At 62.0% G+C, this 13,159-nt stretch carries 13 protein-coding genes and 1 riboswitch; of the genes, 12 read left to right on the top strand and 1 reads right to left on the bottom strand.

Annotated features, from left to right (window positions below):
- Positions 1-5 precede the first annotated feature (5 nt).
- Positions 6-1,016 (bottom strand): zinc-dependent alcohol dehydrogenase family protein, encoded by a 1,011-nt coding sequence (locus EKH80_RS18860; protein ID WP_126686344.1) that lies wholly within the window; start codon positions 1,014-1,016, stop codon positions 6-8.
- Positions 1,017-1,107: 91 nt separating this feature from the next.
- Here EKH80_RS18860 and EKH80_RS18855 point away from each other — a divergent pair, with 91 nt between their 5' ends.
- The 12 genes from EKH80_RS18855 to EKH80_RS18800 all read left to right on the top strand — a co-directional run bounded on the left by EKH80_RS18855 (position 1,108) and on the right by EKH80_RS18800 (position 13,097).
- Positions 1,108-2,019, top strand: coding sequence for a LysR family transcriptional regulator (locus EKH80_RS18855; RefSeq protein WP_126686343.1), 912 nt, complete (start codon positions 1,108-1,110; stop codon positions 2,017-2,019).
- 156 nt (positions 2,020-2,175) lie between these two features.
- Positions 2,176-2,325: riboswitch (FMN riboswitch) on the top strand.
- A 129-nt stretch (positions 2,326-2,454) separates the two neighbouring features.
- The gene (locus EKH80_RS18850) at positions 2,455-3,093 is read left to right on the top strand and encodes a riboflavin synthase (RefSeq protein ID WP_126686342.1); all 639 of its coding nucleotides are present in this window, start codon (positions 2,455-2,457) and stop codon (positions 3,091-3,093) included.
- Between the two features lie 18 nt (positions 3,094-3,111).
- Positions 3,112-4,203 carry a bifunctional 3,4-dihydroxy-2-butanone-4-phosphate synthase/GTP cyclohydrolase II gene (ribBA, locus tag EKH80_RS18845; protein ID WP_126686341.1) on the top strand — a complete coding sequence of 364 codons (1,092 nt, stop codon included), beginning with the start codon at positions 3,112-3,114 and terminating at the stop codon, positions 4,201-4,203.
- 132 nt (positions 4,204-4,335) lie between these two features.
- Positions 4,336-6,561 (top strand): beta-glucosidase family protein, encoded by a 2,226-nt coding sequence (locus tag EKH80_RS18840; protein ID WP_126686340.1) that lies wholly within the window; start codon positions 4,336-4,338, stop codon positions 6,559-6,561.
- 157 nt (positions 6,562-6,718) lie between these two features.
- The gene (gene ldcA, locus EKH80_RS18835) at positions 6,719-7,672 is read left to right on the top strand and encodes a muramoyltetrapeptide carboxypeptidase (RefSeq protein ID WP_126686339.1); all 954 of its coding nucleotides are present in this window, start codon (positions 6,719-6,721) and stop codon (positions 7,670-7,672) included.
- 166 nt (positions 7,673-7,838) lie between these two features.
- The gene (gene ribH / locus EKH80_RS18830; protein WP_126686338.1) at positions 7,839-8,300 is read left to right on the top strand and encodes a 6,7-dimethyl-8-ribityllumazine synthase; all 462 of its coding nucleotides are present in this window, start codon (positions 7,839-7,841) and stop codon (positions 8,298-8,300) included.
- Entirely contained in the window at positions 8,300-8,746 is a 447-nt protein-coding gene (gene nusB / locus EKH80_RS18825; protein ID WP_126686337.1) for a transcription antitermination factor NusB, read from the top strand. The genes ribH and nusB overlap by 1 nt, the downstream gene beginning before the upstream one ends.
- A gap of 61 nt (positions 8,747-8,807) precedes the next feature.
- Complete coding sequence (thiL, locus tag EKH80_RS18820; RefSeq protein ID WP_126686336.1) at positions 8,808-9,827, top strand: thiamine-phosphate kinase; 1,020 nt, start codon at positions 8,808-8,810, stop codon at positions 9,825-9,827.
- On the top strand, positions 9,824-10,324 hold the full coding sequence (locus EKH80_RS18815) for a phosphatidylglycerophosphatase A family protein (protein ID WP_126686335.1): 501 nt from the start codon (positions 9,824-9,826) through the stop codon (positions 10,322-10,324). Before thiL ends, EKH80_RS18815 begins: the two co-directional genes overlap by 4 nt.
- Positions 10,325-10,462: 138 nt before the next feature.
- Positions 10,463-11,314 (top strand): hypothetical protein, encoded by an 852-nt coding sequence (locus EKH80_RS18810; protein WP_126686334.1) that lies wholly within the window; start codon positions 10,463-10,465, stop codon positions 11,312-11,314.
- A 58-nt stretch (positions 11,315-11,372) separates the two neighbouring features.
- Positions 11,373-12,170 (top strand): putative periplasmic lipoprotein, encoded by a 798-nt coding sequence (locus EKH80_RS18805; protein ID WP_126686333.1) that lies wholly within the window; start codon positions 11,373-11,375, stop codon positions 12,168-12,170.
- A 159-nt stretch (positions 12,171-12,329) separates the two neighbouring features.
- Positions 12,330-13,097 (top strand): hypothetical protein, encoded by a 768-nt coding sequence (locus tag EKH80_RS18800; RefSeq protein WP_126686332.1) that lies wholly within the window; start codon positions 12,330-12,332, stop codon positions 13,095-13,097.
- The last annotated feature ends 62 nt before the right edge of the window (positions 13,098-13,159 follow it).

Genomic DNA, 13,159 nt, shown 5'->3' with positions numbered 1-13,159 from the left:
TGCCGTCATCGGGCGAAGTCGATGCCGATTTTTCCGAAGTGCCTGCCTGCAAGCATGTGCTCGAACGCGGCGGGAAGTTCCTCAAAGCCGTAGACCTGGTCGAGCACCGGTTGCAGCCGGGTAGCTTCGAGGGCTGCGACCATGCGTTCGTGTTGCTCCAGCGAAGCGACCGAAATGCCTTGCACATGCACACGCTTGAGGATTATCTGCGTGAGAGGGATCTGCGCATCGATTCCGCCCATGAAACCCACCACAGCAACAAAGCCATGCATGCGCACTGCATCGAGCGACTGTGCAAAGGTCGACGCGCCTGCGGTTTCGATCACGGCGTCCGCGCCAAAGCCGCCGGTGGCTTCGCGCACCGCCGCGCCCCATTGTGGCGTTTCGCGGTAGTTGATGCCGATATCCGCGCCTAGCGCCTTGCCGCGGGCCAGTTTTTCATGGCTGGAGGAAAGCAGGATCACCTTTGCGCCGCGCAGCTTGGCGAACTGCAAGGCGAATAAGGATACGCCGCCGGTGCCCAGCAACAGCACGGTCTGGCCAGTGGTGATGTGCGCCTGCTCCAAGGCCTGCCACGCCGTGAGCGCGGCGATCGGCAGCGTTGCTGCCTGCAGGCTGTCCATATGCGAAGGCGCATGGGCGAGCGAGTATGCGTCGAAACAGGCCATTTCGCGCATCACGCCTTCGGCCGGTCCGCCGATTTCAGCCGCTTCCCATTCCGGGCGCATGGCACCGGCAAGCCAGCGCGACTTGTAGAACGTGGTGACTCGATCGCCCGGCTTGAAGCGCGTGACGGCTTCGCCGACCTCCAGCACCGTGCCCGCACCGTCTGATATCGGAACCATGGGCAAGCTCACAGCACGATAGAGATTGCCGCTCACCAGCAGCTGGTCGCGGTAATTGAGCGAGGCGGCTTCCATTCGCACCAGTACCTCGTTGGGCTTGGGGCGGGGTGGGGGCAGGTCGACGAGCTTCAGGTGCTCGGCTCCGAAAGCGGTGAGCTGGATGCTGCGCATGGTGGTGCTCTTGGTTAGGGGAACGGCGCCATGCTCCGACTTTCAGTAAGGAATGATAATCTCGTGCAAACACATATCTTTTATTCAACAAATGAACAAATCATCCGAGCTGACGCCAACCCGCCTGCGGGAGCTTCGTGGTTTTGCGGCTGCTGCGCGCCTGTTGAATTTTTCCCGGGCGGCACGCGTTGCCGGCTGCACGCCCTCCGTGCTCAGCCGGCGCATTGCCGCACTGGAACAGGCCACCGGCAGCGCGTTGTTCCTGCGCACCACGCGGCGCATGACGCTGACTGCGCGCGGCGAACAACTGCTCGCTTATTGCGAGCGGCTGGAAACGGTGATGGCCGAACTGGCCGTCAATCTGCGTCCTCGCTCGGGCGAATTGGCGGGGCGGTTATGTGTGCATCTCCCGGCTTCGTATGGGCGCACATGTATTGCCCCCTTGCTCGCCCAATACATGCGCAGCCATCCCCAGGTGCGCATCGAAGCGAGCTACGACGACACCTATGTCGATCTGGTCGAGACAAAGGTGGACCTGGCCTTGCGCGTGGGCAAATTGGCCGATGCGAGCCTGGTAGCCAGGCGGGTAGGAACGATGCGTCGTTACCTGTGTGCGGCGCCCGATTATCTGGCTTCAGCGCCGCCGTTGAACGATCCGTCCGATCTCAAACAGCACCGTTGCATCGCTTTCAGCAATTTGCGCACCGGCACTTTGTGGCAGTTCATGCGCCAACGGCAGCGGCGTTCGGTGCGTATCGAGCCAGTACTGACTTGCAACGACTCACAAGCTGTGCGCGACGCCATCCTGGCTGGGGTCGGCATGGGGATCCAGGGCGACTACATGGCGGACGGGTTGGTGGCGGAAGGGCGCCTGGTCGAGGTGCTCACCGATTGGCCGCCGAGCAGTTCGCCGATTCACCTAGTGTGGCTGCCCGGGGCGGATCGAGCCCAGGTCGTGCGCAGCCTGATCGATTTCCTGGTGCAGGCGCTTACGGGACAGTGAGCGACGCAGCGCGTAGGCTGGGTTGATAGTCCCAGCTTTGCACGCGACATCCCGATGCTGGGATTGTCATCCCAGCCTACGCACCTTCCACCCACGCGAACGGCCGCGCCCGCATTCGGTGTTAAACTATGCCAGCCGGTTTCCGGCACTTACAACAAACGTCTTCAGGGCGGGGTGTAATTCCCCACCGGCGGTAGGGGTCTTGAAGGGCCCGAGCCCGCGAGCGCTTCCGGCTCCGCCGGAAGGTCAGCAGATCCGGTCGAATGCCGGGGCCGACGGTCATAGTCCGGATGAAAGAAGACGGCAGCATGCGCCGCGCAAGCGGTGCGTGTGCCTTATGCCTTGGGGCGTTCCCACCTTAAGTATTTCGTGGAGAACGTTCATGTCCATGCATTGCGATCCGGTTCCAAGCACCTTCCTGATGGAGGTGCACTGATGTTTACCGGCATTATCCAAAGCGTTGGCCGCGTCACGCGGCTGGAGCCGCGCGGCGGCGACGTACGGTTGCACGTCGACACGGCCGAGCTTGATCTTTCCGACGTGCAACTGGGCGATAGCATTGCGGTGTCTGGCGTGTGCCTGACCGTGGTCACGCTTCATTCGGGTGGCTTTTCCGCCGATGTTTCCAACGAGACGCTGTCGCTCACGACCCTGGGCGGGCATCAGAGTGGCGATCCGGTGAATCTGGAAAAAGCCCTGCGGCTCGCCGATCGTCTGGGCGGCCACCTGGTCTCCGGCCATGTCGACGGCGTGGGCAAGGTGGTTGCGATCACGGCCGATGGGCGTTCGCAGCGCTGGACCTTCGAAGTGCCGGCGCAGCTCTCGCGCTACGTCGCATCGAAGGGCTCCATTTGCATTGACGGCACCAGCCTTACCGTCAATGAGGTGAATGGTGATCGGTTCGGGGTCAACCTCATTCCCCACACGGTGGAGCACACGGCGTTCCATGCAAGGCGCACGGGCGATGCGGTGAATATCGAGGTCGACGTGGTGGCTCGTTACGTCGAGCGCCTGATCGGCGGCGAGGCGTCGCGGATCGACGAGGCATTTCTCAAACAGCACGGTTTTGCGTGAGTCCCAAAGGAACAGCACATGGCATTCCATACCATTCCGGAAATCCTCGAAGACATCCGCGCCGGCCGCATGGTGGTGATCGTCGATGACGAAGACCGCGAAAACGAGGGCGATCTGGTCATGGCCGCGCAAATGGTGCGGCCCGAAGACATCAACTTCATGGTGCGCGAAGCACGCGGCTTGTTGTGCCTGACGCTCACTGAACAGCGCACGCGCCAGCTTGGCCTGCGCCCGATGGTGAGCGACAACACTTCGCCGTACCACACCAACTTCACCGTATCGATCGAGGCGGCCGAAGGCGTCACCACCGGCATCTCCGCGCACGATCGCGCGCGCACCATTCAGGTGGCCGTGAAATCGGATGCGAAACCACAGGATCTCTCGCAGCCAGGTCATGTTTTTCCGCTCACCGCGAAGCCGGGCGGCGTACTGACGCGTGCGGGCCACACGGAAGCCGGCTGTGATCTGGCCGCACTCGCTGGCCTGGAGCCGGCATCGGTGCTGATCGAGGTGTTGCACGAAGACGGCTCGATGGCGCGCCGTCCCGAGCTCGAAGTGTTTGCCAAAAAGCACGACCTGAAGATCGGCTCCATCGCCGACCTGATCCGCTATCGCCTGGAAACGGAAAAAACCGTGCAGCGCGTGCATGAAGAAGAGGTGCAGACGGAATTCGGTCCGTTCCGTCTGGTGGCCTATCGCGACGCGATTCGCCATGGCTTGCACTTCGCCCTGGTGCGCGGCAGCGTGGATGATGGCCATCCGGTGCTGAGCCGAGTGCACGTACGCAATACTTTGTCCGACGTGCTGCATCTGCAACGCGAAGACCTTGGCCTTACCGTCACCGCCGCTTTGCGCCGCATTGCCGATGAAAACCGCGGCGTACTGCTGGTGCTGTCCGGTGAGGACACACCCGAGGCATTGCTGCGCCGCCTCAACCGGCAACCCGCGCTGCAAGCACCCAGCGACGAGCATCAGGAGTGGCGCCAACATGGCCTGGGTGCACAGATCCTGACGGATCTGGGCGTGCATCGCCTACTTGTGCTTGGCACGCCGCGCAAACTGGTGGGGTTGGCGGGATTCGGTCTGGAAGTGGTCGAGTACGTAGAATGAGTGGCCGGCAGCCCTTCCCATGAAGGCGGAAGGGCTGCAATGATCATAAGCGCGGCTGGCCCTATTCAGCACTGCCACGGACCCCGCTTCGTGGCATCCTTCGCCTGGTTGAAACCAAACGAAGGGATCGGGATGAAGCTCGCCAACCTGCCGCGCACCGCCGCTTTTGTCCGCACCGCCTTGTTCACTGCGCTTTCGCTGGCTTGCCTGACACCGGCATGGGCAGATCAGGCCGCAGCTTCCCCGGACCAGCGCGCCAACCAGTTGCTCAAGCGCATGTCGCTGGAAGACATGCACCATATGGTGCAGAGCTACAACGACATGATGTCCCTGAAACAGCAGCCGGGCGGTATCGGTGCGGCGGGTTACGTGCCGGCACTGCCGAAGCTCGGCATTCCTGCCTTGCAGGAGAACGATGCCGGCATCGGCGTGCACAACTATCCGGTCGACCAGGGGGCGGGAAAGCAGCCGGCCCACGTGCGCGGCGAAGCGGGCAATGCCACGCCGTTGCCTTCAACGCTCGGCATTGCAGCCACCTTCAATCCGCAGGTCGCGTATGAAGGCGGCCGCATGATTGCGGGCGAGGCGCGCCACCAAGGTATCAATGTGTTGCTGGCCGGCGGCATCAACCTTACGCGCGAGCCACGGGATGGACGCACCTTTGAATACCTCGGCGAAGATCCGCTGCTCGCGGCGCGTATCGATGGCGGGGAAATTCGCGGAATCCAGTCGCAGCACGTGATCTCCACCCTCAAGCACTATGCCCTGAACGACCAGGAAACCAATCGTCTTACGGTCAGCTCCAATATCGACGAGCGCGTGATGCGCGAATCGGATCTGCTCGCGTTCGAGCTGGCCATCGAAGACGGGCATCCGGGTTCGGTGATGTGCGGCTACAACAAGGTCAACGGCGAATGGGACTGCTCCAGCAAGCATCTGCTGCAAGAAATCCTCAAGGGTGACTGGAAATATCCCGGCTGGGTGATGACCGACTGGGGTGCCGACCATGGCGTGATGGACGCGATGGCCGGCACCGACCAGGTCTCCGGGATCGACGCAGGCACCGGCTTCAGCCTGGGGCAGACGTCGAGCAGCTTCGGCGCACCACTGCTGCTGGCGATCCAGAAGGGGGATATTCCGCGCAGCAGGCTCGAAGACATGACGCATCGTATTCTGCGCTCCATGTATGCAGCGGGGCTGTTCGAGCATCCGCCGGCGACCAAGCCGCTGGACGTCGAAGCCGACGCGACGGTGGCGCTGCATGCTGCGGAAGAAGCGATCGTGCTGCTGAAGAACGATCACGATCAGCTGCCGTTGCACGAGGAAATCAAGACGGTCGCGGTCATTGGCGCGCACGCTGACGCCGGCGTGTTGTCGGGGGGTGGTTCCGCCCAGGTATGGCCCATCGGCGGTCCGGCCATTCCGGCGGTAAAGGGCCCGGATTGGCAGTGGAAGGTCTTCGATCCTTCCTCACCCGTGAAGGCACTCAAGCAACTGCTGCCGAATGCAAAAATCGCCTATGACGACGGCAGCGATCCGGTCAGGGCTGCCGCCTTGGCGAAGTCGTCCGATGTGGCCATTGTGTTCGCCACTCAGTGGACTTGCGAAGGTGTCGATCAAGCGGATCTCGCGCTGCCGGACAAGCAGGATGGCCTGATCGAAACCGTCGCTGCCGCCAATTCGCATAGCGTGGTGGTGCTGGAAAACGGCGGGCCGGTGAAAATGCCGTGGCTGTCGAAGGTCGGCGCCGTGGTGGAAGCCTGGTATCCAGGCGCGCGTGGCGGCGAAGCGATAGCCGGTGTGCTCACCGGCAAGGTGAATCCGTCTGGCCGCCTGCCGGTCACCTTCCCGCAGGACGAACAGCAGTTGCCGCGCCGGCAGATCACCCAGGAGCAACAAGTCGACTACAACATCGACGGCGCCGCCGTCGGCTATAAGTGGTTCGACAAGAACAACCTGCAACCGCTGTTTCCGTTCGGTTTCGGGCTTTCGTATAGCCGTTTCGATTACAGCAACCTGCAAGTAAGCGCGCAAGGCGATCGTGTTACGGTGAGCTTCAAAGTGAGTAATGCCGGCCAGCGCGAAGGCATGGACACGCCGCAGGTCTACGTGAGCCTGCCTGGCGACAGCGGTGAAGCACCTCGCCGGCTCGCGGGTTTCCAGAAGCTTGCGCTGCAGCCGGGACAGAGCCGCACCGTGACCGTCACGATCGATCCACGCTTGCTGGCGACGTTCGATGTGCCGGGGCACCAGTGGAAGGTTGCCGCAGGAAGTTACCCGATCCGGGTCGGACATTCGTCGCGGGACTTCGAGTTGAACGGTGCTGCGACGGTCGCTGCAGCGACGATGGCGCCTTGATACCGGTTGGGGTGCAAGCCCCAACCTACGCGCTAATGAGGCTCGCTGTTGCGAGGCCACGATCCAGTCGCAACCAAGTCATGGATATTCCACAGTCACTTGGGCTGCATGGTATAGATTGCTTTCCCTGCCTACGGAATGTTGAAACGAGCCTTGCATGCCATCCCACCCGTCCTGCCATATCCGCCTGATTGCTCCTTCCGGCTACCCACACGACCGTGAAGCCATGACGCGCGGCGTGCAGCGCTTGCGCGACGCTGGCTGCACGATGGACGGGGTGGATGTGATCGATCGCACCGAGCTGCGTTATGCCGGTAGCGATGCGCAGCGCATGGCCGACATCAACGGGCTGGCGACGCTGGATACCTTGCCGGATATCGCACTGTCGATCCGTGGCGGTTACGGCGCGACACGCTTGTTGGAGCACCTGCGGTACGACGCTTTGCGCGAGCGTCTGGCCGGCCAGCCGTTGGTGCTGGTCGGCCACAGCGATTTCACCGCGTTGCAGATGGCGCTGTATGCGAAAAGCGGTCTCGTCACCTTCGGCGGGCCGATGCTGGGGCCGGATTTCGGCGCGCAGCGGCTGAGCCCGCTGACCTGGCGGCATTTCTGGCGCACGCTCAGCTCGCCGCAGGGCAATGCGAGCTGGGATTGCGGGGAAGTTGCGGAGCTGGCTGTGGAAGGGCCGCTGTGGGGCGGCAATCTCGCCATGTTGTGCAGCTTGCTGCAGACGCCGTACTTCCCGCGCATCGAGGGCGGCATCTTGTTCGTGGAAGACATCGGCGAGCCGCCGTTCCGTATCGAGCGGTTGCTTTATCAGCTGCATCTTTCGGGCGTGCTGAAGCAGCAGAGGGCGCTGATCCTGGCGGACTTTACCCATTGCCGCCCGGCCCCGTATGACAACGGCTATGACCTTGCCGATGGCTTCAGGCAGATCCGCCAGGTCGCGGGTATTCCCGTCCTTTCGGGCATGCCGTTCGGCCATGCGGCGGACAAATTCACCCTGCCGTTTGGCGTGCCGGCACGGCTGCGCGTGGTGGGGCGGAGGGCCAGCCTGGATTTTCACGGCTATCCCCATCTGCGCCAGGCACACGAGCCTTCCATGGCGTAGGTTGGGATGCCAGCCCCAACATAACGAACCGTGGCTATGGCAATGCCGGGGCTGGCACCCGGCCTACATGCCGGATCGGAGCATCCTGGTGAGCAGTTCCGCCCGCAAACCCGTAAAATAGTCCGCTCGCTCGGGGCAGGCCGCCCACCAAAGGAATCCAAGCCGCATGAACATCATCGAAGGCGATTTCGCCACGCCCAAGGGCCGTTTTGCCATCGTCGCCGCCCGTTTCAACGGCTTCGTCGTCGAATCGCTGGTGGCCGCCGCACGCGACACCCTGGTGCGCCATGGCGTAAGCGAGGAAGCCCTCGACCTGGTCCGCGTGCCCGGTGCATGGGAACTGGGGCCGACTGCGCACAAGCTGGCACACTCGGGCAAGTACGCGGCCGTGATCGGACTTGGCGCGGTGATCCGCGGCGGCACGCCGCACTTCGATTACGTCGCCGGCGAATGCGCCAAGGCGCTGGCCCAGGCAGCGCTGAGTTCCGGCGTGCCGGTCGCTTTGGGTGTGCTCACCACCGATAACATCGAACAGGCCATCGAGCGCGCCGGCACCAAGGCTGGCAACAAGGGCGCCGATGCCGCCATGGTCGCTCTTGAAATGGTCAATCTGTACGGAAAGCTGTAATGCATCCACGTCCCGAAGGCATCGATCTCGCCGCGCGTTCGCGCGCCCGCCGCCGTGCTCTGCAGGCGCTGTATGCATGGCAGATGAGCGGCAGCTCGATGAAGTCGGTGATCGATCAGTTCCGGCATGAGCAGGACATGGAAGTGGCCGACCTGGAGTACTTCGAGGATCTGCTGCGTGGCGTGGAACAGCACGTCGCTGAACTGGATGAAGCGCTGAAGCCGTACATTGATCGCGAGGTGGAGCAGATCGACCCGATTGAACGGGCGGCGCTGCGACTGGCGGCCTATGAGTTGAAACATCGGCTGGACGTACCTTATCGCGTGATCATCAATGAGGCGATCGAAGTGACCAAACGCTTCGGGGCGGATCATGGGCACAGCTATGTGAATGGTGTGCTGGACAAGCTGGCGGCGCAGGTCCGGGGCGCCGAGAAAAAGGCTTGACCAACGGTTTCATAGGCTGAGGGCAAACCCCAGCCTACCGCGTCAATCAGCAGGGAAGACCATGGAATTCTCCCTCATCGACCGCATCCGCAAGCTCACCGAACAAGGGCGTGATGATGTGCGCCTGGGTATTGGCGATGACGCGGCTTTGCTGGCAGTGCCCGCGGGCCAGGAACTGGCGGTAGCCATCGACACCATGGTCGAGGGTGTGCATTTCCCGTCCGGCACTTCCGCGGCCGACATCGGCTGGAAGGCGCTCGCGGTCAACCTCTCCGACCTTGCCGCCATGGGTGCCACGCCGGCCTGGGCGCTGCTGGCGTTGAGCTTGCCGAGCGCGGATGTGGCTTTTGTCGATGGCTTTGCCTCCGGTTTCGCGCAGCTCGCACAGGCTTATCGGCTCGCATTGGTAGGTGGCGACACCACGCGTGGCACGCTGACGATCAGTGTGGCCGTGCATGGATTCGTACCGCCTGGACGTGCGCTCACCCGGGCGGGTGCGCAAGTCGGCGATGCGGTACTGGTGACTGGCACGCTGGGCGATGCCGCGGGTGGATTGCGCATGCATTTCGCGCGAGATCCATCTCGCGGAGAATCAACATACCGGCCATCCAGGCCGGACCATTCAAAAAAGGAGGGCCATGAAGACGCGCACATGGCCTATCTGGCCGAACGCCTGAATCGCCCCGTGCCGCGGGTTGATGCGGGGCTTGCCCTGCGTGAGCGTGCAAGCGCCTGCATTGACGTTTCCGATGGCCTGCTCGCCGATCTCGGCCACGTCTGCACCTCCAGCCGTGTCGGTGCGCAGATCGAAGCGGCCTTGCTGCCGCGTTCGCCGGCCTTGCTCGATCTGTTCGACGACGCTACCTCGTGCGAATTTGCGCTAAGTGGCGGTGACGATTACGAGCTGTGCTTCACCGTTCCGCCGCAGCACGTGGCGGCCGTGCAAGCAGATCTGGCCAGGTTGGGCTGCGGCGCAACGCGCATCGGCCGAATCGTGGAAGGTGAGGGCGTCACGGTACGCGATCGCGACGGGTATCCGCTGGCTCGGGACCGGCAAGGTTGGGATCATTTCAGCGCATGAACGAACGCAAAGTCCTCACGCCAGCGCAACGCCGCGCGCTGCTTTCGACGCCGGCCGGCTGGCTCGCCTGTGGTTTTGGTTCCGGCCTTGCGCCCGTAGCGCAAGGGACGTTCGGTTCGCTCGCTGCGCTTGTGCCATGGCTGCTGTTGCGTGAATGCTCGTTGCCAATCAATTTACTGGTCATCGCCGTTGGTTTTGCCATCGGGGTGTGGGCTTGCGATGTCGCAGGTCGTGCATTGGAAGTGGACGATCACCGCAGCCTGGTATGGGATGAGTTCATCGGCCAATGGATCGCACTGTTGCCGGCCTTGGTTGCGCCATGGTGGTCGGTGGTCCTGGGCTTTGTGCTGTTCCGTCTCTTTGACGTGTGGAAACCGTGGCCCATCCGCTATCTGGATCGGCATCTTAAAGGCGGACTCGGCGTGATGGTGGACGATGTGGTGGCCGGTATTTTCGCGGCGGGATTGGGCGTCCTAGCGCTGGCGCTGCAAGCTTGATCGAAAAATAATGCTGGTCATTTAGCTTGTTGCCGTCCGTTGAATTGGGGCATCATCGGCCAAGGAGCAAGACGGAAGGTCGGGCTCGCGCCATGGTAAACGGCACTGATTTTTAAGGGAAACAGGGGATAGGACAGTATGGGGTTTCAGGAAAGGAATGCTTGCCCGGCCATAGTTGTCGTTCATCCACGGATCGTTCGCCGCACGTCGCACATGCCGGTCAGCCTACTGACGGCGGGCATTGGCGGGCTCCTATTGAGCGGGTGCATTTCCAGGCCCATCAAGCCCGCTTCGCAGCTACAGCCACCCGTCAGTAAGGTCTTGCAGGACCGGGCCGCTTATCTGCATCAGGCGTTCACCATCGACGCGCTGCCCAGATCCGTGCGCAATACGCTGGCGACTGATGTCTCGGCCCCTGCGTTTCAACGCATCACCGTGGATACGAGGATCAGGACGTTCAAGACCGGGGTTGCTGCGCCGCAGAACTTTGCATCGCACACGGTCTACGAAGACCTTGGTAAGGGCCTTATCCGGGCCTGGTCCACGACTGATTCGAACGGCTTCAATGCTAGTAGCGATTTTTGGCTGGCCTATCACAACTATGTCGGCTTGCTGTCGCAGCGGGTTGCGCCCACGGCGAGTGCCATGCCTGCGATGTGGGGAATCGAGCAATTCGACCGGTTCCAGTCTGGGCTCAGTGCAGAGAACATGATCTATTCACTTCAATCCGGCTACTTGGGTCGGAGCAGCGTCCCCCAGCCTTCCCAGCTCGCTTGCCAGCTGGGCAGGACTTATGCGGGCACCACCGTCAACACAGCCATCGCAGGTAGTGTGCGCGATATGGATTGCCAGGTCTCCAATGCCAATGGCGTGGTCGTCGAAAAGCGCAGGTACGTCTACCTTGAACAGTACCGATTCGCGCTAGTTGTGCACATGCAGAATGCGAGCAAGGAAGACAACTTGGAAATCGTTGACTTCAAAGTGGAATGAGCCGTTGCCTTTGTGTCACGGCTCGGCGTCAGGTAAGTATTGGCAAGGGGGAATGAGAATGTTCGGTTTGAACGGAGCAAGACCATGGCTGGGTGCCCTGGCGTTCATGACTTTGGCTGCTTGCGCGCCGCCGCCGCGCCCGTCGGTGCCAGTAGCAGCAAACGGGCCGTCGGTGAGCACGGTATTCCGGGATAAAGAGTCTTACCTGGCACAGCATTTCACCGTGGGCTTTCTGCCCAAGTCTGTGCAGGATTCGGTCACGCAGGCCGGTGCGGCACAGCTTGGCTTTGATCGTGTGCGTCTCACCGAGAGGGTCACGATGCAGAAGAATGGTGCCGATGCGCCCACCATCTACGTGTCGGTGGCCACGTACGAGAATGCTGGAAACGGACTGGTGCGTGGCATGAGCACGCTGCAGACCAACGGCTTTGATGTCTCGACCACATTCTCGTTAAACTATCGCGGGGTTTACCCGCTGCGTTACCAGACGTTCCAGTCGTCCGCAACGCGCTGGCCAGGCCTGGCAGAGGCCAAGCAGATCGACCATTACGATGCGGATTTCGCCTCCGATCATCTCAGTTATGTCTACCACGGCGGTTATAGCGAGCGTCCCCAGATAGGCGGCACGCAGGAGATCAACTGCAACGCTGGCAGGCGCTATGACGCGGCTGCATTGAATGCAAGCATCACCGGCCAGGTGCGTGAGCTCACCTGCCAAGTGGGAAACTACAATGGGGTCGTCTCTGAAACCGTCGTCTACGCCTATCTGGAGAAGTACGGCTTCGCGGTGGTTCTGAACCGGCAGGACTCGGCCGGTCACTTTGAGTCCAGCATCTCCGAATTCAGGGCAGAATAAGGCACCGGTTGCGTGCGCGCCGGTGTCGGGCGCGCACGGATCCGTTACCGCCAGGCTCGGCCTCCGCAAGATGAGCCTGAGTCGCGCTCTAGCATGCAGCGTGGCAAGCGACCTTGCTATCTTAGGCGCCTCTACTTAGGTGAATCGAGGTGACGACCCATGGCTAGGACATGGACAAGAGGGCTGACGGCGGTGCTGGTCTGGGCCTTCATGCCGTTCTGCATGGCGTACGCACAGAGTGTGCCGCAGGCTGGGAGCTCCGAAGGCTCGAGCTATCTTACGCAGCACTTCAGCTTCGAATCGCTCAACCCCGAGGTGCGGGCAGCGATCACAGACGCCAATCTCGCGCCCGTGCCGTTCGCAAAAATCACCTTGCGCACGCGCGATTCCGTAAGCTCAGCGGATCAGGCCAAACCCTCCACCTACACCACGGCGATCACGCTGGAAAACGCCGGTCACGGCCTGGTGCGGCGCGTGGAAGCGGTGCAGGACAACAACGGCGGCACGATCGGGACACGGCTGGACCTTACCTACCGCGGCTATTTTTCGTTCCTCACCCAGGGCATTTCCCCGCAGGCCAAGAGCATTCCGCCGGTGCAGGAAGCTCGCAAGGTGTTGCGTCTCGATACCGGTACCCACGGCCATCTTGCCTTCGTCTATCTCTACGGCAGCACGGGGGCGCCAACCTCCCAGGATCCAGGTCAGTTCCTGTGCGACAGCGGCAAGAGCTACAGCGCTTCGCAACTTCATCCGTCGATCGAAGGCCTGGCATTGGAGCTGAACTGCCGTGTCATCGATAGCAACGGCATCGAAACCGACAACGTTACGCTGGCCTATCTGGACAACTATGCAGTGGCTGTAACAGTACGCACGCACACTGCTCAGCGTACAGTGGATAGCAGCATTGTTGATTTCAACGTTCGCTAAACCATCCTGTGCCGCCCTTTCGCTTTTTCGGGAACGACGGCCAAAACGATCGGCGCTTTGAG

The organism is Dyella choica, assembly GCF_003977665.1.
GTDB lineage: Bacteria > Pseudomonadota > Gammaproteobacteria > Xanthomonadales > Rhodanobacteraceae > Dyella_B > Dyella_B choica.
This window is presented reverse-complemented; position numbering and strand designations above follow the sequence as displayed.